Annotated in this window: 13 protein-coding genes, 2 tRNA genes, 3 rRNA genes and 1 pseudogene; 11 read left to right on the top strand and 8 right to left on the bottom strand. The window is 60.7% G+C overall.

The features are described 5' to 3' along the window. Positions 1–32 precede the first annotated feature (32 nt). Positions 33–569: an OmpA family protein gene (locus tag pbN1_RS14380; protein ID WP_244856970.1), complete on the bottom strand. Its 537-nt coding sequence runs from the start codon at positions 567–569 to the stop codon at positions 33–35. Between the two features lie 227 nt (positions 570–796). On the opposite strand from pbN1_RS14380, the gene apbC reads away from it, so the two are divergent. The 3 genes from apbC (at position 797) to pbN1_RS14395 (ending at position 4,967) form a co-directional block, all read left to right on the top strand. Further along, positions 797–1,888, top strand: a complete 1,092-nt coding sequence (gene apbC, locus pbN1_RS14385) for an iron-sulfur cluster carrier protein ApbC (protein WP_169202217.1) — start codon at positions 797–799, stop codon at positions 1,886–1,888. A gap of 118 nt (positions 1,889–2,006) precedes the next feature. Continuing rightward, complete coding sequence (dcd, locus tag pbN1_RS14390; protein ID WP_169202216.1) at positions 2,007–2,573, top strand: dCTP deaminase; 567 nt, start codon at positions 2,007–2,009, stop codon at positions 2,571–2,573. A 141-nt stretch (positions 2,574–2,714) separates the two neighbouring features. Then, positions 2,715–4,967, top strand: coding sequence for an arginine/lysine/ornithine decarboxylase (locus pbN1_RS14395; RefSeq protein WP_169202215.1), 2,253 nt, complete (start codon positions 2,715–2,717; stop codon positions 4,965–4,967). A 32-nt stretch (positions 4,968–4,999) separates the two neighbouring features. On the opposite strand, the gene pbN1_RS14400 is transcribed toward pbN1_RS14395, so the two are convergent. Together pbN1_RS14400 and pbN1_RS14405 are read right to left on the bottom strand one after the other, a co-directional pair. After that, a complete protein-coding gene (locus pbN1_RS14400; RefSeq protein WP_169202214.1) occupies positions 5,000–5,503 on the bottom strand; it encodes a dihydrofolate reductase in 504 nt (167 codons plus the stop codon). Beyond that, complete coding sequence (locus pbN1_RS14405) at positions 5,500–6,294, bottom strand: thymidylate synthase (RefSeq protein WP_169202213.1); 795 nt, start codon at positions 6,292–6,294, stop codon at positions 5,500–5,502. Before pbN1_RS14405 ends, pbN1_RS14400 begins: the two co-directional genes overlap by 4 nt. A gap of 402 nt (positions 6,295–6,696) precedes the next feature. Between pbN1_RS14405 and pbN1_RS14410 the strand changes: the two genes are divergently transcribed. From pbN1_RS14410 to rrf, 5 genes are all read left to right on the top strand, one after another. Next, positions 6,697–8,232: ribosomal RNA gene (locus tag pbN1_RS14410) — 16S ribosomal RNA — on the top strand. Between the two features lie 72 nt (positions 8,233–8,304). Continuing rightward, positions 8,305–8,381, top strand: a tRNA-Ile gene (locus pbN1_RS14415). An 11-nt stretch (positions 8,382–8,392) separates the two neighbouring features. After that, positions 8,393–8,468 (top strand) — tRNA-Ala (locus pbN1_RS14420). A gap of 271 nt (positions 8,469–8,739) precedes the next feature. Continuing rightward, a 23S ribosomal RNA gene (locus pbN1_RS14425) occupies positions 8,740–11,625 on the top strand. Positions 11,626–11,713: 88 nt separating this feature from the next. Continuing rightward, a 5S ribosomal RNA gene (gene rrf, locus pbN1_RS14430) occupies positions 11,714–11,827 on the top strand. Together the 16S, 23S and 5S rRNA genes with 2 tRNA genes alongside form the textbook arrangement of a ribosomal RNA operon. Before the next feature lie 225 nt (positions 11,828–12,052). Here the strand turns inward: rrf and pbN1_RS14435 are convergent. Next, positions 12,053–13,753 (bottom strand): IS1634 family transposase, encoded by a 1,701-nt coding sequence (locus pbN1_RS14435; protein ID WP_169201070.1) that lies wholly within the window; start codon positions 13,751–13,753, stop codon positions 12,053–12,055. 196 nt (positions 13,754–13,949) lie between these two features. Between pbN1_RS14435 and pbN1_RS14440 the strand changes: the two genes are divergently transcribed. Further along, positions 13,950–15,155, top strand: a complete 1,206-nt coding sequence (locus pbN1_RS14440; RefSeq protein ID WP_244857264.1) for a recombinase family protein — start codon at positions 13,950–13,952, stop codon at positions 15,153–15,155. Here the strand turns inward: pbN1_RS14440 and pbN1_RS14445 are convergent. The 4 genes and pseudogenes from pbN1_RS14445 to pbN1_RS14460 form a co-directional block, all read right to left on the bottom strand. Then, positions 15,140–16,057 (bottom strand): annotated as a pseudogene (locus tag pbN1_RS14445) (ISAs1 family transposase); the annotation flags it as partial. The gene pbN1_RS14440 and the pseudogene pbN1_RS14445 sit on opposite strands and share 16 nt — an antisense overlap. 180 nt (positions 16,058–16,237) lie before the next feature. Continuing rightward, positions 16,238–16,939, bottom strand: coding sequence for a bifunctional 2-polyprenyl-6-hydroxyphenol methylase/3-demethylubiquinol 3-O-methyltransferase UbiG (ubiG, locus tag pbN1_RS14450; RefSeq protein WP_169201916.1), 702 nt, complete (start codon positions 16,937–16,939; stop codon positions 16,238–16,240). A gap of 116 nt (positions 16,940–17,055) precedes the next feature. Beyond that, complete coding sequence (locus tag pbN1_RS14455) at positions 17,056–17,775, bottom strand: OmpA family protein (protein WP_169201922.1); 720 nt, start codon at positions 17,773–17,775, stop codon at positions 17,056–17,058. A 103-nt stretch (positions 17,776–17,878) separates the two neighbouring features. Next, the gene (locus tag pbN1_RS14460; RefSeq protein ID WP_169201915.1) at positions 17,879–19,198 is read right to left on the bottom strand and encodes a TRZ/ATZ family hydrolase; all 1,320 of its coding nucleotides are present in this window, start codon (positions 19,196–19,198) and stop codon (positions 17,879–17,881) included. Positions 19,199–19,405: 207 nt separating this feature from the next. Here pbN1_RS14460 and gyrA point away from each other — a divergent pair, with 207 nt between their 5' ends. After that, positions 19,406–22,036, top strand: coding sequence for a DNA gyrase subunit A (gene gyrA / locus pbN1_RS14465; protein WP_169201914.1), 2,631 nt, complete (start codon positions 19,406–19,408; stop codon positions 22,034–22,036). A 25-nt stretch (positions 22,037–22,061) separates the two neighbouring features. Then, positions 22,062–23,162, top strand: a complete 1,101-nt coding sequence (gene serC / locus pbN1_RS14470; RefSeq protein WP_169201913.1) for a 3-phosphoserine/phosphohydroxythreonine transaminase — start codon at positions 22,062–22,064, stop codon at positions 23,160–23,162. Positions 23,163–23,170: the final 8 nt, after the last annotated feature.

Consider the following 23,170-nt stretch of genomic DNA (forward strand, 5'->3'; position numbering starts at 1 on the left):
TGCGGCGCCGCGGGAAACGACTGGCTGCGGGACTATTCGAACGGACGCAGGACGATCTCGACGCGGCGGTTCTTCGCGCGTCCCGCCTCGGTAGCGTTGTCGGCGATCGGCTCGGCTTCGCCCTTGCCGTCGGCATGAAGACGAGTAAGCGCGATGCCGCGGCGGCGCAGATGCTCCGCCACGGTTTCGGCGCGCTGGATCGAAAGCTGCAGATTGTGCAATTCACTGTCCAGGCTGTCAGTGTGACCGAACACCCGGATTTCGACCTCGGGGGACGGAGCCAGGGCCGATGCGACACGGTCCAGACTCGCGGTCAGGGCCGGTTGGGGTTCCGTGCCGCCACGGGAAAAGGCTTCCGCGCCCGGGAGCAGCAGTTGCAGGGTGCCATCGTCGCGTACCTGAGTTGCGATCTCGCTGGAGCCGCTCAAGCGTTTGACGATGCGGTTGCGTTCGGCGGACCAGTCGAAGGCCGCGTTCCTCGCGACGGGCACGGCGCGATGGACCGGGGTCACGGCGGCGGGAGGTGGTGTCGCAGTCGTCGTGGCGCAGGCCGACAGCAGCGCGCTCACGCCAATCAGGACGAATAGCGAAAATCGTTTCATGCTGTGGGTAATCCCGGGTGGTGAAGGGAATCAGTTCGGGGGAGTCAGCTCGTCGAGCGGCGCATTTTACCGCGTGGGGGAGGCTGACAGAATGACCCTGATGAACAAGAGGGTGAGCAGGCACGCAGGCTTAGGTATGATTTACCCTCTTGAGGCCCGAATCGCGGGCTGCCGATCGCCGAGGATATGTCACCATGAGTCTCACCCAGGAATCTGTCACCGAAGCGCTCAAGGGCGTTGTCGATCCGAACACGGGCAAGGATTTCGTTTCGACGCGCTGTGTCAGGAATGTCAGCATCAGCGGCAGCGACGTTCGCGTCGAACTCGAGCTCGGCTACCCGGCGAAGACTCAGCATGAATCGATCCGCGAAATGCTCGCCGCCGCGATCGCCGCGATTCCCGGTGCGGGGCGGGCGACGATCGACGTACACAGCAAGGTCGTCGCGCACGCGGTGCAGCAGGGCGTGAAGCTGCTGCCGGGCGTCAAGAACATCATCGCCGTAGCTTCCGGGAAAGGGGGTGTCGGCAAGAGCACGACCGCCGTGAACCTCGCCCTTGCGCTGACGGCAGAAGGTGCGACAGTCGGACTGCTCGATGCGGATATCTATGGTCCGTCGCAGCCGCATATGCTCGGCATCGGCGACCAGCGTCCGGAGTCGCTCGACGGCAAGACGATGGAGCCGCTCCAGGCGCACGGCCTGCAGGTAATGTCCATCGGCTTCCTCGTCGATGTCGAGACGCCGATGGTGTGGCGTGGCCCGATGGCGACGCAGGCCCTCAACCAGTTGCTGAAGGAAACCAACTGGAAAGATCTGGACTACCTCGTCATCGACATGCCGCCGGGCACCGGCGACATCCAGCTCACGCTGTCGCAGAGCGTGCCGCTGACTGGCGCCGTGATCGTCACGACACCCCAGGACATCGCTTTGCTCGATGCGCGCAAGGGACTCAAGATGTTCGAGAAGGTGGGCGTGCCGATCATCGGCGTCGTCGAAAACATGAGCATCCACATCTGTTCGAATTGCGGCCACGAAGAGGCGATCTTCGGTACTCGCGGGGGCGAGCGCCTGTGCGCCGACTACAACGTGCCTTTTCTCGGCGCGCTGCCGCTCGATCTGCAGATCCGCCAGGAAACCGATGGCGGGGCGCCGACCGTCGTGTCCGATCCGGAAGGTCGCATCGCGGAGCTCTACAAGGCGATCGCGCGCAAGGTTGCGGCACGCGTGGCCGTCAAGGCGAAGGACATGACGCACAAGTTCCCGAGCATCGTCATCAAGAGCACGTGAAAGCGGGCCGGCCGCGGAATCGATTTTTCCCGCTTCCGGTCGGACACCGCTTAGCCTAAACTAGCCGATTTTTCGCGTCCGGCGGGTGCCGGGCCGGCCCCGGAGGAAACGCCACCCCATGTCCATCAAGTCCGACAAATGGATTCGCCGCATGGCGGAACAGCAGGGGATGATCGCACCGTTCGCGCCCGAGTTGGTCCGCCACAACGGCACGGGGAAAATCGTCTCGTACGGCACCTCGAGCTACGGCTATGATGTGCGCTGCGCGAATGAATTCAAGATCTTCACCAACATCAACTCGACGATCGTCGACCCGAAGGACTTCGATGCACGGAATTTCGTCGATTTCGTCGGCGACGTGTGCATCATTCCGCCGAACTCGTTCGCCCTCGCGCGCACGGTCGAGTATTTTCGTATCCCGCGTAATATCCTGACGGTGTGCCTCGGCAAGTCGACCTACGCGCGGTGCGGCATCATCGTGAACGTCACGCCACTGGAGCCCGAGTGGGAAGGTCACGTGACGCTCGAGTTTTCGAATACCACGCCGCTGCCGGCGAAGATCTACGCGAACGAGGGCATCGCGCAGATGCTTTTCTTCGAGGCCGACGAGGTGTGCGAAACGTCGTACAAGGATCGCGGCGGCAAATATCTCGGCCAGACGGGCGTGACGTTGCCGAAAATCTGATTCATCGACTCGATCCGCTGCGCGCGGACCACACGACGAACGGGGCCGGCTGACGGCCCCTTGTGCTTTTCGGTAACCGGGAAGCAGGGTTCACATGGGTATCATGCCCATTGCCCCAACGCAAGAAGCTGGAGAAGAGGGATGCGCTTTCACTTTCCGATCATCATCATCGACGAGGATTTCCGCTCGGAAAATACGAGCGGCCTCGGCATTCGCGCGCTGGCCAAGGCGATCGAGGAAGAGAGCATGGAAGTGCTCGGCGTCACGAGTTATGGTGACCTGACCTCGTTCGCGCAGCAGCAAAGCCGCGGCTCGGCCTTCATCCTGTCGATCGACGACGAGGAGTTTTCTTCGCCGGAGGCGTCCGACAAGTCCATCGCCGAGCTGCGCGCATTCGTCGTCGAGATCCGATTGCGCAACGCCGACATCCCGATCTTCATCCACGGCGAAACCCGTACCAGCCGGCACATCCCGAACGACGTGCTGCGCGAGCTGCACGGCTTCATCCATATGTTTGAGGACACGCCCGAGTTCGTCGCCCGCTACATCGTGCGCGAAGCCAAGAACTACCTTGAGAGCCTGGCGCCGCCGTTCTTCCGCGCGCTGGTGCATTACGCCGCCGACAGCTCGTATTCGTGGCACTGCCCGGGCCATTCCGGCGGCGTGGCGTTCCTGAAAAGCCCGGTCGGGCAGATGTTCCACCAGTTCTTCGGTGAAAACATGCTGCGCGCGGATGTGTGCAACGCGGTCGAGGAACTCGGTCAGCTGCTTGACCATACGGGTCCGGTGGCCGCCTCCGAACGCAACGCCGCGCGCATCTTCAACTGCGACCATCTCTATTTCGTCACCAACGGCACCTCGACGTCAAACAAGATGGTGTGGCACACGACGGTCGCACCCGGCGACGTCGTCGTCGTCGATCGCAACTGCCACAAATCGATTCTCCACTCGATCATCATGACTGGCGCGGTGCCGGTGTTCCTGACGCCGACGCGCAACCACTACGGCATCATCGGACCGATCCCGCTGGAAGAATTCAGCATGGAGACGATCCGGCGCAAGATCGCGGCGAACCCGTTCGCGCGCCCGAGCGCTGGCAAGAAGCCCCGCATCCTGACGATCACGCAGTCGACGTACGACGGGGTTGTGTACAACGTCGAGACGATCAAGGAGATGCTCGACGGCGAGATCGACACGCTGCACTTTGACGAAGCCTGGCTGCCGCACGCCGCGTTTCATGACTTCTACGGCGATTACCACGCGATCGGCGCCGACCGCCCGCGCTGCGAGAAATCGATGGTGTTCTCGACTCAGTCGACGCACAAGCTGCTGGCCGGTCTGTCCCAAGCTTCGCAAATCCTCGTGCAGGACTCGCAGACTCGCAAGCTCGACCGCGACATCTTCAACGAAGCCTACCTGATGCACACCTCGACGTCGCCGCAGTACGCGATCATCGCTTCGTGCGACGTCGCGGCGGCGATGATGGAGCCCCCCGGCGGGCCGGCGCTGGTGGACGAGTCCCTGTCGGAAGCAGTCGAATTCCGTCGCGCGATGCGCAAGGTGGAGGCCGAGTTCGGACCCTCCGACTGGTGGTTCAAGGTCTGGGGGCCCGAATACCTGCCCGAGGAGGGGATCGGTGAGCGGGAGGACTGGATGCTCAAGGCCGGCGAACGCTGGCACGGCTTTGGCAATCTCGCGCCGGGCTTCAACATGCTAGACCCGATCAAGGCGACGGTGATTACGCCGGGGCTGGACGTCGACGGCGACTTTGCCGATTCCGGCATCCCGGCCGGGATCCTCACCCGTTATCTCGCCGAGCACGGCATCATCGTCGAAAAGACTGGGTTGTACTCGTTCTTCATCATGTTCACGATCGGCATCACGAAGGGCCGGTGGAACACGATGGTGACGGAACTGCAGCAGTTCAAGGACGACTACGACCGCAACCAGCCGTTATGGCGCGTAATGCCAGAATTCATTGCCAAGCATCCGCGCTACGAGAAAGTCGGCCTGAAGGACTTGTGCGCGCAGATCCACAGTTTCTACAAGTCGTACGATATTGCACGGCTCACCACCGAGATGTATCTGTCGGATATGGTTCCGGCGATGAAGCCGGCCGATGCGTTCGCCAAGATGGCGCACCGTGAGATCGAGCGCGTGCCGATCGACGAGTTGGAAGGGCGCGTCACCGCGATGCTCGTCACGCCCTATCCGCCAGGGATTCCGCTACTGATTCCGGGCGAGCGTTTCAACGCGACGATCGTGCGTTATCTTAAGTTCGCGCGTGATTTCAACGCGGGCTTTCCAGGGTTCGAGACCGATATCCACGGCCTCGTCAGGGAACATGCAGAGGGACGGTTCGACTATTACGTCGACTGCGTGAGGCAGAACTGACCGACGACGCTGAACCGGGAGCGAGCTTCGGTTCAGCGTGTCTTGCGCCGATACTCCACGAAATCGAACGAAAATTCGTTATGCGCGTCTGCGTCGTGCCTTTCGCGCCTCACCTCGTCGAAGTCTCCCCGGTCGAACGCCGGGAAATGCGCGTCTCCGGCTACGTCGGCGTGCACCTCCGTAAGTAGCAGTGCGTCGGCCCTGTCGAGCATCCGGCGATACACTTCGGCGCCGCCGATGACGAAGACGGTCTCGTTGCTCGCGGCCTCGAGCGCTGTTTCCGGATCTGGAAAAACCTCCGCCCCGGTCGCGGAGTAATTGGTGTCGTGCGTGACGACCAGATTGCGTCGAGCGGGTAGCGGCCGCCCCAGCGATTCCCAGGTTTTGCGCCCCATCAGTACGGAATGTCCGATCGTCGTTTCCTTGAAACGGGCAAGATCCGCCTTGAGCCGCCACGGCAATTTATTGTCTCTTCCGATCACGCCGTTCCGCGCAGTCGCCGCGATGATGATCACTTGCCGCTTGCCCGCGCTCATACGGCCACCTCCGCTTTGATATGGGGGTGGGGGTCATAGCCTTCGAGACGAAAATCTTCGAAGCGAAATCCGAAGATGTCCGTGACGCGGGAATTTACGATCATCCGGGGCAAGGCGCGCGGTTGCCGGGAAAGCTGCAGACGTGCCTGATCGAGATGGTTGAGATACAGGTGGCAATCACCCCCTGTCCACACGAAATCCCCGGCTCGCAGCCCGCAAACCTGGGCCACCATCAGCGTCAGCAGCGCGTAGGACGCAATGTTGAACGGCACCCCGAGGAAGATGTCGGCGCTGCGCTGGTACAACTGGCAGGACAACCGGCCACCCGCAACATAGAACTGGAACAGCGCGTGGCACGGCGGAAGCGCCATTCCGGCCATTTCTCCCGGATTCCACGCTGAAACCAAATGGCGTCGCGAATCGGGATTGCGCTTCAATCCGTCGATCAGTTGTGCGATCTGGTCGATGGTGGTCCCGTTTGCGGTCTCCCAGCGGCGCCATTGTTTGCCGTACACAGGACCGAGCTCGCCATTCTCGTCAGCCCAGTCGTCCCAGATCGAGACGCCATTCTCATTGAGGTAGCGGATATTGGTATCACCGCGCAGAAACCACAGCAATTCGTAAATGATCGACCGGATGTGCAGCTTCTTCGTCGTGAGCAGAGGAAAGCCGTCGTCGAGATTAAACCGCATCTGCCAACCGAAGGTCGAAAGTGTGCCGGTCCCGGTCCGGTCGGATTTCTGGTCGCCGTGATCGAGGACATGGTGCATCAGGTCGAGATACTGTTTCATGGGAAGTCCATCGGTTCGAGGCCGAAATTCTACGGCTACGGAGAGCTTACCGTTTTATTTTTCGAGTGGCGTCGCTGCAATAATAGGTTGACTGCCCCGGAGATCTGTCTATAATTCGCCCCTCTTCGCGGCACCGGGGGTTTTGGCAGTGCGGTGCGGTGCGAGGTGGCGGTAGAGGGAGTCTCCCCGGTTGGCAGGAAAGGGATCGGAGGGGGTTGACAGCGGCAGCAAAGTTGGTCAGAATCTCTTTCTCGCTGCATCGCAGCGGTTCTTTAAAAAGTTGAACAACCGATAAGTGTGGGTACTGGGTTGCTGCGGTGAAGAATTGCCTTCGGGCAGTTTTGGCATTGCAAAGATTGAGTGCTCACGAGTCAGTAATGATTTTGAGTACTTTGTTGGATTGAACTTAAGAGTTTGATCCTGGCTCAGATTGAACGCTGGCGGCATGCTTTACACATGCAAGTCGAACGGCAGCGGGGGCTTCGGCCTGCCGGCGAGTGGCGAACGGGTGAGTAATGCATCGGAACGTACCCAGTCGTGGGGGATAACTACGCGAAAGCGTAGCTAATACCGCATACGCCCTGAGGGGGAAAGCGGGGGACCTTCGGGCCTCGCGCGATTGGAGCGGCTGATGTCGGATTAGCTAGTTGGTGGGGTAAAGGCCTACCAAGGCGACGATCCGTAGCTGGTCTGAGAGGATGATCAGCCACACTGGGACTGAGACACGGCCCAGACTCCTACGGGAGGCAGCAGTGGGGAATTTTGGACAATGGGCGCAAGCCTGATCCAGCCATGCCGCGTGAGTGAAGAAGGCCTTCGGGTTGTAAAGCTCTTTCAGACGGAAAGAAATCGGGCGCGTGAATAGCGTGCCTGGATGACGGTACTGTCAGAAGAAGCACCGGCTAACTACGTGCCAGCAGCCGCGGTAATACGTAGGGTGCGAGCGTTAATCGGAATTACTGGGCGTAAAGCGTGCGCAGGCGGTTGTGTAAGACAGGTGTGAAATCCCCGGGCTTAACCTGGGAACTGCGCTTGTGACTGCACGGCTAGAGTACGGCAGAGGGGGGTGGAATTCCACGTGTAGCAGTGAAATGCGTAGATATGTGGAGGAACACCGATGGCGAAGGCAGCCCCCTGGGCCGATACTGACGCTCATGCACGAAAGCGTGGGGAGCAAACAGGATTAGATACCCTGGTAGTCCACGCCCTAAACGATGTCGACTAGTTGTTCGGGAAGGTAACTTTCTGAGTAACGCAGCTAACGCGTGAAGTCGACCGCCTGGGGAGTACGGCCGCAAGGTTAAAACTCAAAGGAATTGACGGGGACCCGCACAAGCGGTGGATGATGTGGATTAATTCGATGCAACGCGAAAAACCTTACCTACCCTTGACATGCCTGGAATCCTTGAGAGATCGAGGAGTGCCTTCGGGAGCCAGGACACAGGTGCTGCATGGCTGTCGTCAGCTCGTGTCGTGAGATGTTGGGTTAAGTCCCGCAACGAGCGCAACCCTTGTCGTTAATTGCCAGCATTGAGTTGGGCACTTTAACGAGACTGCCGGTGACAAACCGGAGGAAGGTGGGGATGACGTCAAGTCCTCATGGCCCTTATGGGTAGGGCTTCACACGTCATACAATGGTCGGTACAGAGGGTTGCCAAGCCGTGAGGCGGAGCCAATCCCACAAAGCCGATCGTAGTCCGGATCGTAGTCTGCAACTCGACTACGTGAAGTCGGAATCGCTAGTAATCGCAGATCAGCATGCTGCGGTGAATACGTTCCCGGGTCTTGTACACACCGCCCGTCACACCATGGGAGTGGGTTTCACCAGAAGTAGGTAGCTTAACCTTCGGGAGGGCGCTTACCACGGTGAGATTCATGACTGGGGTGAAGTCGTAACAAGGTAGCCGTATCGGAAGGTGCGGCTGGATCACCTCCTTTCAAGAGATGAGGCCGCGGCGGCCCAGTATCCACAACTTATCGGTTGTTCAGGCAAAGAGCCTCGAGGCATGAGGGTCTGTAGCTCAGCTGGTTAGAGCACCGTCTTGATAAGGCGGGGGTCGTTGGTTCGAACCCAACCAGACCCACCAAGCGATCAAGCGGGGGATTAGCTCAGCTGGGAGAGCACCTGCTTTGCAAGCAGGGGGTCGACGGTTCGATCCCGTCATCCTCCACCAGCGTTTGGGGTGGGCAGGCGTCGAAGGGCTAAGCCGTGCGGATGGTGTCCGCAGGGCTTAGGCCTTGGCAGGTTTTTGAGGCTGCGTTCTTTAACAAAGTGGAAGAAGTAAAGTGTGCGACAGTTGGCCGCAAGGCGGGCTGTTGCATGGGTTGGTGTGATTGCATTTTTTTGCGGTCCTCCGCGCTTTGAACCAGCGGCGGGGGGCGGCGAGCACAAGCGTGAGTTCGTCTATGGCGGTGGTGCCCTGGTGACAGGGTCCATGGTTATAGGATCAAGCGACTAAGTGCATGTGGTGGATGCCTTGGCGATCACAGGCGATGAAGGACGTGCAAGCCTGCGAAAAGCGGGGGGGAGCTGGCAATGGAGCTTTGATCCCCCGATGTCCGAATGGGGAAACCCACTCCTTTTGGAGTATCCCAGACTGAATCCATAGGTCTGAGGAGGCGAACGCGGCGAACTGAAACATCTAAGTAGCCGCAGGAACAGAAATCAACCGAGATTCCCCAAGTAGTGGCGAGCGAACGGGGATGAGCCTGCACGACTAAACCAATTACTTAGCAAAACGGTCTGGAAAGTCCGACGATACAGGGTGATAGTCCCGTATGCGAAAAGTAGCTGGCGGGTCTGAGCGTGCGACAAGTAGGGCGGGACACGAGAAATCCTGTCTGAAGATGGGGGGACCATCCTCCAAGGCTAAATACTCGTGATCGACCGATAGTGAACCAGTACCGTGAGGGAAAGGCGAAAAGAACCCCGGGAGGGGAGTGAAATAGATCCTGAAACCGCATGCATACAAACAGTGGGAGCCTCCGTCAGGGGGTGACTGCGTACCTTTTGTATAATGGGTCAGCGACTTACGTTCAGTAGCGAGCTTAACCGAATAGGGGAGGCGTAGGGAAACCGAGTCTGACAAGGGCGATTGAGTTGCTGGGCGTAGACCCGAAACCGGATGATCTATCCATGGCCAGGATGAAGGTGCGGTAACACGCACTGGAGGTCCGAACCCACTAATGTTGAAAAATTAGGGGATGAGCTGTGGATAGGGGTGAAAGGCTAAACAAATCCGGAAATAGCTGGTTCTCCCCGAAAACTATTTAGGTAGTGCGTCGTACGGACACTTGCGGGGGTAGAGCACTGTAATCGTTGGGGGGGTCACTGCGATCTACCCCGCGATAGCAAACTCCGAATACCGCAAAGTGATATACGGCAGACAGTCCTGGGGTGCTAACGTCCTGGGACAAGAGGGAAACAACCCAGACCGCCAGCTAAGGTCCCAAATACATGGCTAAGTGGGAAACGAAGTGGGAAGGCCCAGACAGCTAGGAGGTTGGCTTAGAAGCAGCCATCCTTTAAAGAAAGCGTAATAGCTCACTAGTCGAGTCGTCCTGCGCGGAAGATGTAACGGGGCTCAAGCCATGAACCGAAGCTGCGGATCTCGCAAGAGATGGTAGGGGAGCGTTCCGTAAGCCTGCGAAGGTGTCTCGAGAGGGATGCTGGAGGTATCGGAAGTGCGAATGCTGACATGAGTAGCGATAAAGGGTGTGAAAAGCACCCTCGCCGAAAGCCCAAGGTTTCCTGCGCAACGTTCATCGGCGCAGGGTGAGTCGGCCCCTAAGGCGAGGCAGAAATGCGTAGTCGATGGGAAACGGGTCAATATTCCCGTACCGGTTCTGGATGCGATGGGGGGACGGAGAAGGTTAGGCCAGCCGGGTGTTGGACGTCCCGGTTTAAGCGTGTAGGCGTGCCCCGTAGGCAAATCCGCGGGGATTGAGCTGAGGCGTGATGACGAGGGCTCTTTGAGCCCGAAGTGGTTGATACCATGCTTCCAGGAAAAGCCTCTAAGCTTCAGTCCAGAATCGACCGTACCGCAAACCGACACAGGTGGGCAGGTAGAAAATACCAAGGCGCTTGAGAGAACTCAGGAGAAGGAACTCGGCAAATTGATACCGTAACTTCGGGAGAAGGTATGCCCCATTAGCTTGTAGGAGTACATCCGAAGGGCGAAGGGGCCGCAGAGAATCGGTGGCTGCGACTGTTTATTAAAAACACAGCACTGTGCAAACACGAAAGTGGACGTATACGGTGTGACGCCTGCCCGGTGCCGGAAGGTTAAGTGATGGGGTGCAAGCTCTTGATCGAAGCCCCGGTAAACGGCGGCCGTAACTATAACGGTCCTAAGGTAGCGAAATTCCTTGTCGGGTAAGTTCCGACCTGCACGAATGGCGTAACGATGGCCACACTGTCTCCTCCTGAGACTCAGCGAAGTTGAAATGTTTGTGAAGATGCAATCTCCCCGCGGCAAGACGGAAAGACCCCATGAACCTTTACTGTAGCTTTGCATTGGACTTTGACGGGACTTGTGTAGGATAGGTGGGAGGCTGTGAAGCGGGGACGCTAGTTCTCGTGGAGCCAACCTTGAAATACCACCCTGGTGTCGTTGAGGTTCTAACCTTGGCCCGTGAATCCGGGTCGGGGACCGTGCATGGCAGGCAGTTTGACTGGGGCGGTCTCCTCCCAAAAGGTAACGGAGGAGTACGAAGGTCGCCTAGACACGGTCGGACATCGTGTTGATAGTGCAATGGCAAAAGGCGGCTTGACTGCGAGACCGACAAGTCGAGCAGGTGCGAAAGCAGGTCATAGTGATCCGGTGGTTCTGTATGGAAGGGCCATCGCTCAACGGATAAAAGGTACTCTGGGGATAACAGGCTGATTCCGCCCAAGAGTTCACATCGACGGCGGAGTTTGGCACCTCGATGTCGGCTCATCACATCCTGGGGCTGTAGCCGGTCCCAAGGGTATGGCTGTTCGCCATTTAAAGTGGTACGTGAGCTGGGTTTAAAACGTCGTGAGACAGTTTGGTCCCTATCTGCCGTGGGCGCTGGAAGTTTGAGAGGACCTGCTCCTAGTACGAGAGGACCGGAGTGGACGCACCCCTGGTGTACCGGTTGTGACGCCAGTCGCATCGCCGGGTAGCTAAGTGCGGAAGAGATAACCGCTGAAAGCATCTAAGCGGGAAACTCGCCTCAAGATGAGACTTCCCCGGGGCCTCGAGCCCCCTGAAGGGTCGTTGAAGACCACAACGTTGATAGGTCGGGTGTGGAAGCGCAGCAATGCGTTGAGCTAACCGATACTAATTGCCCGTGAGGCTTGATCCTATAACCCTGGATCAACACCGCGACAACTCACCCAATACGCATCACACCCCCCACACACTTTGCTTCCCCGCTTTGTTACCCCTTACAGTCTGACGACCATAGCATCCTGGCACCACCCCTTCCCATCCCGAACAGGACCGTGAAACAGGACCGCGCCGATGATAGTGCCCAATCCGGGTGCGAAAGTAGGTCATCGTCAGACTACCCAATTGCCCGAAAAGCCGCCTTCCCAGCCAGGAAGGCGGCTTTTTTGATGGCAACCGCCAAAACCCCCCCTCCCGCCTCTCGGGCGTGAGCGCATCGTCATTCTGTGTTTCCCGTGGATGACGTGAGCGCTCTGCTTTCGCTCCGCGAGCCGGTGCTCCCGAGTTCGACAGTTAATCTCGTAACTATCTGATTTAGTTAAGCACGATTTTCAAACGTGCCCCTACAACAGCGTCAGCTGCTGCGGTGCGACCGGTTTTTTCACCCGAAGGGCACTGAGGACCTCGTTCTGGTGTGCGTTGATGGAAGACACCCCGGTTACCGGCTCGGAGCCGCCGAGTCGGACGCGGTGATGCTGGATGCGATGCAGTTGCTCGAGCGCGCGCTCGGGGGTGAGGCTGGTGTGCGCCGCACGAAGGCGCGTGCGCATGATCCGGTGAAGGATGAGCGCCATGAAGCAGATCGAGGCGTGCGCGCGAATGCGCTCGGGCAGCCGGTGATAGACCGGCCCGATCTCGATCTCGGATTTCAGCACCTTGAAGCCGCGTTCGATGTCGGCGAGGGCCTTGTAGCGGGTGAGGACCTCGGCGGGGGCGAGCTCCTGCGCGTTGGTCACGAGCAGGAGCTTGCCGTCCATGAGTTTGGCCAGTCCGCGGGCCGTCTCATCGATCTCGTAGCAGAAGAGCTCGGCCTTGAGATCGACGCGGATGATCTTGGACAGATGCGCTTCGCACACCGCGTGGTAGAAGCGCGCCTTCGCGCCGCTGTCCGACAGCTTGCGCCCGCGGTGCTTGACCCCGCCGTCCTGCTCGACGAGCTTGCCCGCCCATTGCTCGCCTTGGCTGACGAGCGCGGCGATCTGCTCGTTGCGCCGCGCCGTCTGCTGCGCCGCTGTGGCCGGATCGTGGGCAATGATGAGCCGGCGCGCCTGCCAGGCGAGCTCGCCGGTCACCTCCTCGGCGGCCTGCGCGCAGTGCGCGCGCTGGAAGGGGTCGAGCAACTCGGCGAACTCGTGATAGCGCCGGCCCGGAACGGCGATGATGAATTCGAGCGGTGCGCCGTTCGCCAGTCGCACCGCCTCCAACGCCTCCAGGTTGTCCAGGCTCAGCAGCCCGCGGTCGGCCACGAGGATGAGCCGGCGCACTTCGGGGAAGCGCTCGAGCACGGTGGCGAGCGTGGGGAGCAGCGTCGTCGTCTCCGCGGCGTTGCCCGCGAACACCTCGTGGTAGATCGGAAGCCCGTCGGCCGTCTGTACCACGCCGAGCATGAACTGGCGGGCAATGAGCCCCTCTTTCGCCATGCCGAAGGCGCGCACGTCGCCGGCCACGGTCGTGAATCCCTCGGCGCGGATCGTGGTGAGATCGTAGAAGACGACCGACAGGTCCTGATCGACGAGCGGGCGCAGCAGGCCGGTCACCACCGCATCGACCGCCGCCTGGTGATCCATCAGCGCGTCCATGCTGCGCAGCAGTTGCTGATGCGTAACGGTTTTGACGTCGACCTCGGGCAGCGCCACCGTCTCGAGCCAGCGCAGCACGCCGAGCTTGGAGTCCGGATCGCACAGGCGGTTGAGCACCATCACGCGGATGAGCGCCTCGACATCGGTCGTGTGGCGCGTACGGCGAAACACGCGACGCAGCGCCCCGAAGCCCAACTCCTTCCACAGCTCGGTAAGGGCCCACACGTCGCCCAGCGCGCGGGCCGATTCGAACGCGACCGAAGGGGGTGCAGGGCGCTCACCCAGGGGTTCTCGGCCGGAGACCTTGAGCAGTCCGTTGATCACGGAATCAAGCTCACCGCCCACCTGGTCGAGTCGGCCAAGGGTCGCCACAGTGCGCTTCTTCACCCGGCCGGCATCATCCCGGTAGGACTCGACGAGTTGGACGTAGCGGCGGCCGCCGGAGGTGGTGATCTTGACGAACATGCCGCCACTTTAGCAGTACTGCATCCGCCGTCAAGAAAGGTAGTTTATGTTACAAACGTGCCACCACAAGACTTTTGGGAAAAACGGGCTGAAACCCGCATGACTACTGGGGCGGGTTTCTCAAAAACGGGCATTTTGGGCCTGAACTGTCGAACTCGGGGTGGCCGAATACGAGCGCACCCTCATCACCGAACGGATGCGCCGTGGCCGTCTGGCCAAGCTGCGCGCCGGGGTGTTGTTGCCCTGGACGCGGGCGCCCTACGGCTACCGCCTTCATCCCGATCGGCCGCGCGATCCGGGCGGGGTGGTCCTGGAAGCCGGCGAGGCCGCCGTGGTGGCGGAAATCTTTGCGCTTTATCTGGAGCCCCAGGTGAGCCTGTTGCAACTGGCGCGCACGCTTGCCAGGCGTCATATCCCGTCGCCCGGCGGCAAGTCGGTGTGGGCAGTCGCCACCTTGCACGGGATACTGACGAATCCCGCCTATACCGGCCAGGTCTATACTGGACGAGTACGTTACCGCCCACCACGCATCCGGCGTTCGGCGACCCACCCGATTGGCCGGCCGCACGAAAGCCGCATCCCGGTGCCACGCGCCGAATGGATTGCGGTGGCGACGGTGCCGGCCATCGTGACCACCGAGCAGTTTGATCGGGTACAAAGCAAGTTGGCGAAGAATCGATGCTTTTCGCAGCGCAACAACACGGCGCACCCCTACCTGCTGCGGGCGCTGGTCAGCTGCGGCTACTGCCGGTATGCCTGTATCGGTCGCACGGCGGTCCGTTCTCCCTATTCGTATTACATGTGTTCGAGCAAGCTCAAATGGGCCATGTTGGGGCGTGAGCCTTGCCATGCGCGTTTTGCTCCGGCCGGCCAACTCGATGATCTGGTGTGGCGCGACTTGTGCGAAGTGCTGACCCACCCGGCTGAACTCACGCGGGCGCTGGAACGGGCGCACGGCGGACATTGGTTGCCGCAGGAATTGCAGGCACGCCGGGAGAACCTGCGCCAAGGCCGGGTCAGCCTGGGCCAACAGATCGACCGCCTCACGGAAGCCTACCTGCACGACGTCATTGCCCTGCCTGAGTATGAGCGGCGGCGTCGCGACTTGGAACAGCGCGATCAGGCGTTGGCGGAACAGGAACGCCAGTTGTCCGCCCAAGCCGACCGGCATGAGGAACTCGCCGGCACCGCCATCGCCATCGAGAACTTCTGCGCCCGCGTACGCGCTGGACTGGATAACGTCAGCTTCGAGCAGAAGCGCCAGTTGGTCGAACTGCTGATCGACCGGGTCATCGTCACCGACACCGCGGTGGAAATCCACTATGTGATTCCCACCCACCGGAGCAGCGAGCACGTCCGTTTTTGTCATTTGCGTACGGACTATCTCTCTACCTCCCAGTGACTGCGTACGGCCCGAGCGATGCGCTCTGCATCGGCCGGCAGGCTGCTGATGTAGTAGGCGCGCTCGGTGCTGGTGCGATTGCCGAGCGTACGCACGCGCTCGACCACGGCAAAGCTGGCCACGTCCTGCCAGTCCTCACTCTTGTAGAGCCGATCGGTCGCATCGTACGCCCAGCATCGTCTGATTTCGGTACGCCCGTGGCCAGGCGTGCTGGTTTCGTGCGTCGAACTCGGTGTCAGAGGCCCTTTCGGCCCGATGCCTGCAAACATGATCGAGTCGAGCAGTTTCGGGTGGTTGTCCTTCACGCACAGTACGTAGTGGGCGCCCCGATCGCGGATCGTGCGCGCGATCTTCGTCTGCGTGCCCATCGCATCGATGGTCACCACGCAGCCCTCGAGTGCCAGTTTGGCGAGCAGCTCGGGGATTGCGGTGATCTCGTTCGATTTCTCGGCCGTGGCCGTCTGGCCCAGCACGACACCCATACCTGCCGCAAAAGCGCTGACCATGTGCAGCGGCGTACTGGGTGTTTTGCCTTTGCTACCGGTTCGGCGGCTCGTCTTGCCGTCGATGGCAACGACCGTATCCTCGGCCAGCGCGGGCACCACCATGCCGACCCAGCGCCGAAACGCCGCTTCAAACTCGTCGGGCGCGATCATGCCGAACACGCGCCCGATCGTGTCGTGCGACGGGATGCCGTGCTCAAGCTTCATGAAGCCTCGCAACCAGTCGATCTTGGCCTCGGCCCACAACTCGATATCGACGAAGTCGTCCACGCCCGAGAGCACCGCGCACACGGCCACCGTCAGCAATTCGGAAAGATCGTGGCGTTTGTGCCGCTTGCTGCGCGGATCGGGAACCGAGACGAACACCTGCGTCAGCGGCATGATGTTTCCTGCCTTCATGGGATGCCCAAAAAGGCAGGAAACTACACAAAATGTGACGCTGTGAACAGGGGCTTGTTAAGCTCATGAAAGTAAACGCGCTTTTACAACCATTCATGCAAAGTAGGTGCGATTGCCCTGGCTCCAGTACTCCAATGAGTTCTGAATAGATCAGAGCTTCCTTGGCGAGTTCTACGATACTCAGGCTGCGCGTTTCGCGTGAATGAGGTAATTCACGTCGGTATCATTTTCGAGTGAATACACGCGTGTCAATGGACTGTAGCTCATGCCGAGCAATTCGGCGATTTCCAAGCCGGCTTGGCGGCAATACCGCGCGAGTTCGGATGGCATGATGAATTTAGCATAATCGTGCGTGCCGCGCGGCAATAACTTCAGGATGTATTCGGCTCCGAGGACTGCAAATAGATAGGCTTTGAAATTCCGATTGATTGTTGAAAAAAATACGTGGCCGTCGGGTCGGACCAGTTGGGCGCACGCGGCCACTGTGCTTGCCGGATCAGGAACATGCTCGAGCATTTCCATGCATGTCACAATGTCGAACTCACCAGCATGTTGCGCGGCGAATTCCTCGGCGCTCGCATGATGATAGTCGACTTTCTGGCCGCTTTCGAACAGGTGAAGGCGAGCGACGCCGAGAGCCTTTTCTGACAGGTCGATGCCTGTGACATGAGCGCCTGCGGCCGCCATGCTCTCGGACAGGATTCCTCCGCCACATCCAATATCCAGGACACGCTTGCCTGCAAGCCCCGCATTCCTGTCTATCCAGTCGAGGCGCAACGGGTTGATTTCGTGAAGGGGTTTGAATTCGGACGTGGTGTCCCACCAGCGGTGGGCGAGTTCGCTGAATTTCTGCAGTTCTGCGGGGTCTGCATTCATGTTCATTGCCTGAAGTCTTTTGTCACGATGGGACCAGTGCGGCGCAGCCGTGTTCCCCTTTCGCTGGCCAAATGAAAAAGCCCTGCCGGGGCAGGGCCTTCACAGGCACTCGGGTGGATCGGTTACTTCGTGCCGATCACTTCAACCTCGACGCGACGATCCGGCTGCAGGCATGCGATAAGAGCCGTGCGACCGAGTTTGTCCGAGCAACTGGTGCCCGTGACTGGCTGGCGCTCGCCCTTGCCTTCGGTATAGATGCGGTTTGCTTCGACGCCTTTGCCAACCAAGTAGGTCTTCACGGCGTTCGCACGGCGCTCGGACAGCTTCTGGTTGTAGGCATCGGAGCCGAGGCGGTCAGTATGGCCGACCGCGAGAATCACTTCCAGCTTGACGCTCTTCGCCTGCTCGGCCAGCTGATCCAGCTTGGTCCTGCCTTCGGGCTTGAGGACGGCCTTGTCGAAATCGAACAGGGTGTCGGCCGAGAGTTTGATCTTTTCAGCGGTGGGCTTCGGCGCCGGAGCCGGAGCCGGGGCGGGAACTGCCGCTGGGATCACTGCCGGCGTACACTTTTCCTTCGGCACGATATCGCTATCGCATTCGCAACCCGCCGGGAACTGACCCGCCATCGCGGTACCGGCAGCGGCCGGGCTCCAGTAGCCGGTGCGCCAGCACAGGCCGGTACCGCTACGCGCGACGACGTTGCGCGAATCGATAACGTAGGGGATCTCGCCCTTGCCATCGACCACGACATCCTTTGCCTGCGCAAACGCGGCCGGTGCGGAGAGGCCGATCGAGGCGATTGCGGCCAGTATGAACATCTGCTTTTTAGTCTGTTTGATCATGATTTCCTCGTCGATGGGCAGGAGGATGAGTGGGGATGACTGATTAACCGGGCGAATCGAATTCTGCAGTACCCGCCAAGAGTAAGAGCCAAACATATCCAGTTCAGCTACCAAGCTTAGTTTGCCACAGTGTAGTAAGCGCGAGCAATTCGCTGTCGTTTAATTGCAACACCAAATTCCCTTTATTTACACGGATTTCTCCACCGACCCATACGTGGGAGACGTGCTCCCGTCCTGCAACATAGACCAAATGCGAGGCAGGATTGAAGCAGGGGCGTGTTTCGATCCGGTCCAGCGCAACGGCGCAAAGGTCGGCTTCCTTGCCCGGTTCGATCGACCCGATCCGGTCTCCCATTCCCAGGGCGCGGGCGGCATCGAGTGTCGCCATCCGGATGGCGGCATGGGCAGGAATCGCGGTGGCGTCGAGGGTGGAGACCTTCGCAAGAAGACAGGCATGACGGATTTCCTGGAAGAGATCAAGGCGGTTGTTGCTGGCTGCGCCGTCGGTGCCGAAGCCTACCGTGATGCCGTCTTCTCTCAAGCGGGCAACCGGTGCGATACCGCTTGCCAGCTTCATGTTCGAAGTGGGGCAGTGCGCAATGCTGCAACCATGCAGGGCGAGCAGGTCGAAATCGGATTGGTCGAGATGAACCGCATGGACCCCGAGCAAATTGCTGCCAAGCAGCCCGAGTCGCGCGAGTCGGGTGAGCGGACGGACGCCGTACCGGGAATGGGAGTCCTGAATCTCCTGGAGCGTCTCGTGGAGGTGGATGTGGATCGTCGTGTCGAGTTCGGCCGCGAGGCTGGCGACGCGCACCAGGGTTTCATCCGAAACCGTATACGGCGCGTGCGGTGCGAGCGAAAAACCGATCCGCGGATGAGTGTGCCACTGACCCCGCGCCGCCAGTCCCTTGCGGAGATAGTCGTCGGCGTCGCTGGCGTAGGGCGTGGGAAATTCGAGCACGGTAATGCCGAGGACGGCGCGCATTCCCGCCTGGTCGAACGCTTCAGCGGCCGCGTCGGGGTAGAAATACATATCGTTGCAGGTAGTGATTCCGCCCTGCAGCATTTCAGCCGCCGCCAGCAAGGTCCCGTCGCGGACGAAAGCGTAGGACACGTGCCTGCTTTCAGCCGGCCAGATCGCCTCTTGCAGCCAGCGCATCAATGGCAGGTCGTCGGCGATGCCGCGCATCAGCGTCATCGCTGAATGCGCATGAAGATTGATCAGCCCCGGAATCAGGACGTGATCGGCAAGTTCGAACGATTCGGGTGCGTGATAGCGCGAGCGTGCTTCATCCTGCGGCAGTATCGCCAGGATGCGCCCGTTGCGCACCACGACGGCATGGCGCTCGAGTACGGCGTTCGCGGGCTCGACGGGAACGATCCAGCGGGCGTGGATCAGCAGGTCTGCAGGCTGGCTCAACTCTTGCTCCAGAAGATGCAGACGCTGCGCATGTGCGAAAGCTTTGCATCTCGGTTTTTCGACGATTTAAGCATACGTCCGTTTGTCCCGCCATCGGTGCGTCCATGATGCGTACCGTCCGGCACACCGGCAATGCGGACCGTCCGGTACTGGCCGCATGGTAAGATTGCACGCTTTTGACCGAGCGGTTTTCGCCGCCGCCGCTAAATGACCCCGTTTGCCAAGGAAACGCTGCCGATCAGTCTCGAAGACGAGATGCGGCACTCCTATCTCGATTACGCGATGAGCGTGATCGTCGGTCGCGCGCTGCCCGATGCACGCGATGGCCTCAAGCCGGTTCACCGGCGCGTGCTGTTCGCGATGCACGAGCTGTCGAATGACTGGAACAAGGCTTACAAGAAGTCCGCGCGGATCGTCGGCGACGTCATCGGCAAGTATCACCCCCATGGAGACTCCGCGGTCTACGACACGATCGTGCGCATGGCGCAGGACTTCTCGCTGCGCTACATGCTCGTCGACGGGCAGGGAAACTTCGGTTCGGTCGATGGCGACAACGCCGCAGCAATGCGATACACCGAAATCCGTATGGCGCGCATCGGCCACGAACTGCTCGCCGACATCGACAAGGAAACGGTGGATTTCGGCCCGAACTACGACGGTTCGGAGAGGGAGCCGCTGATCCTGCCGGCGAAAATCCCGAACCTGCTGATCAATGGTTCATCGGGCATCGCTGTCGGGATGGCGACGAACATCCCGCCGCACAACCTTGGCGAAGTGCTCGATGCCTGCCTGAAGCTGCTGGAAAATCCGGACACCGATATCGAAGAGCTGATCGCCCTCGTCAAGGCGCCGGATTTTCCGACTGCCGCGCTGATCTACGGGCTCTCGGGCGTGCACGACGGTTACCGTACGGGCCGCGGCCGCGTCGTGATGCGCGCGCGCACGCACTTCGAGGATCTGGAAAAAGGCAACCGCCAGGCGATCATCGTCGATGAGCTGCCGTACCAGGTGAACAAGCGCACGCTGCTCGAGCGCATCGCCGAGTTGGTGAACGAAAAGAAGATCGAGGGCATCAGCGAGATTCGCGACGAGTCGGACAAGTCCGGTATGCGTGTCGTCATCGAACTCAAGCGCAACGAAGTGCCTGAAGTCGTGCTGAACAACCTCTTCAAGCAGACCCAGCTGCAGGACACGTTCGGCATGAACATGGTGGCGCTGGTCGATGGCAAGCCGCGCACGCTGAACCTGAAGCAGATGCTCGACTGCTTCCTGTCGCACCGGCGCGAAGTCATCACGCGCCGCACCGTGTTCGAGCTGCGCAAGGCGCGCGATCGCGGGCATATCCTCGAAGGGCTTGCCGTCGCGTTGTCGAATGTCGACGAGATCATTGCGCTGATCAAGGCGGCGCCGACACCGGCCGACGCCAAGCGCGGTCTGATGGCACGCACGTGGCATTCCGTGCTGGTCGAGGAGATGCTCGCGCGCGCGCTCGCCGACAGCTACCGGCCCGACGGCTTGCCGCCCGAGTTCGGGCTCTCGGCGCAGGGCTACCGGCTGTCGGACGCGCAGGCGCAGGCGATCCTGGAGCTGCGCCTGCAGCGCCTGACCGGACTCGAGCAGGACAAGATCGTCACCGAATACCGCGAAGTGATGGAGGTCATCACCGACCTGCTCGACATTCTCGCGAATCCGGCGCGCATCACCGCGATCATCGTCGAGGAACTGGGCGCGATCCGTAACCAGTTCGACGACCCGCGCCGCTCCGAGATCGTGCTGAACACGGCCGAGATCAACATCGAGGACCTGATCGCGCCCGAAGACATGGTCGTGACGCTGTCGCACGCCGGCTATTTCAAGCGCCAGCCGCTGACCGACTACCGCGCGCAGCGCCGCGGCGGTCGCGGCAAGCAGGCGACCGGGATGAAGGACGACGATTTCATCGACCGCCTCTTCGTCGCCAATACGCATGACTACATCCTGTGCTTCTCCAGCCGCGGCCGTGTCTATTGGCTCAAGGTGTATGAGGTCCCCGAAGGCACGCGCAACTCACGCGGCCGTCCGATCGTGAATCTTTTCCCGCTGATGGAAGGAGAGAAGATCAACGCGGTGCTGCCGGTGCAGGCTTTCGACGACGATCATTTCGTCTTCATGGCGACCGCCGAGGGCACGGTGAAGAAGACCGCGCTGACGGCGTTTTCCAATCCGCGCAAGGCCGGCATCATTGCGGCGAACCTCGACGACGGCGACCGCCTGATCGGCGTCGCGATCACCGACGGCAACAGCGACGTCATGCTGTTTTCCGATGCCGGCAAGGCGGTGCGCTTCCCCGAAGGCGACGTGCGCCCGATGGGCCGCGAGGCGCGCGGGGTACGCGGCATGAATCTCGAGGAAGGCCAGCGCGTGATCGCGATGCTGGTCGCGAAGGACGAGGAGCTGTCGGTGCTGACAGCGACCGAAAACGGCTATGGCAAGCGCACGCCGGTCGCCGAATACACCCGCCACGGGCGCGGCACCAAAGGCATGATCGCGATCCAGACGTCGGACCGCAACGGCAAACTTGTCGGCGCCTGCCTCGTCGAGGAAAGCGACGAGGTGATGCTGATCTCGACCGGCGGAGTGCTGATCCGGACCAGGGTGCAGGACATCCGCGAACTGGGCCGGGCGACGCAGGGTGTGACGCTGATCAACCTCGACGAGGGCACCTCGCTGGCGGGGATCGAGAAAGTGGCGGAGTCCGAAGTCGACGAGCCTGCGGCCGACGCTCCCGACGACGGCGTCCCGGAGGCCGACTCCGCGTCTGCGGTGGATGGCACGCAAACGGATGGTCTGCTGGAGTAAGACCGCGAAGGGGGAGTTCCAGACGATGACACGTATATACAACTTCAGCGCCGGACCCGCGGCGCTGCCCGAGCCGGTGCTGCGCCAGGCCGCCGAAGAGATGCTCGACTGGCATGGCGTGGGTTGCGGCGTGATGGAAATGAGCCATCGCGGCAAGGAGTTCACGTCGATCGTCGCACAGGCCGAAGCGGATTTGCGCGAGCTGCTGGCGATTCCGGACAACTACCGCGTGCTGTTCCTGCAGGGTGGTGCGACGCAGCAGTTCGCGCAGATCCCCATGAATTTGCTCGCCGGAGGGTCGGCCGACTATCTCGTGACTGGGACCTGGTCGAAGAAGGCTTACGGCGAAGCGAAGCATCTGGTCGGCGCGCTCGGCGGCGCAGTCCGGCTCGCCGGCTCCACGGAGACTGCCGGATTCACGCGCCTGCTGCGCACGGAAGAACTCGACCTCGACCCGCGGGCGCGCTATCTGCATCTATGCACCAACGAGACGATCCACGGCGTTGAGCTGCGCGAAGTCAGCCGGTTGCCGGACACCGGCGTGCCGCTGGTCGCCGACATGTCGTCGCATATTCTGTCGCGCCCGCTCGACATCGGCCGCTACGGCCTGATCTATGCCGGGGCACAAAAAAACATCGGTCCTTCCGGGCTGGTCGTCGTCATCGTGCGCGAGGACCTGCTCGGCCATGCTTCGCCGGTAACGCCGACAATCATGGATTACCGCGTGATGGCGGAGAACGGGTCGATGCTCAACACTCCGCCGACCTACGCGATCTACATCGCCGGACTCGTATTCCGCTGGCTCAAGGCGCAGGGCGGCCTCGCGGCGGTCGAGGCGAACAACATCGCGAAGTCGGACCTGCTCTACGATTTTCTCGACGCCAGCGATTTTTACGACAACCGCGTCGAGCACGACAGCCGCTCGCGGATGAACATCCCGTTCCTGCTGCGTGACGACGCGCTCAACGACGCTTTCCTTGCCGGGGCGAAGGCCGCCGGGCTGACCCAGCTCAAGGGGCACAAGTCGGTCGGCGGGATGCGCGCCTCGATCTATAACGCGATGCCGCTCGCCGGAGTGCAGGCGCTGGTTGATTACATGCGGGATTTTTCCGCGCGAAACGGTTGAACACGGAC

It is taken from the genome of Aromatoleum bremense, from assembly GCF_017894365.1.
In the GTDB taxonomy this organism is placed as follows: domain Bacteria; phylum Pseudomonadota; class Gammaproteobacteria; order Burkholderiales; family Rhodocyclaceae; genus Aromatoleum; species Aromatoleum bremense.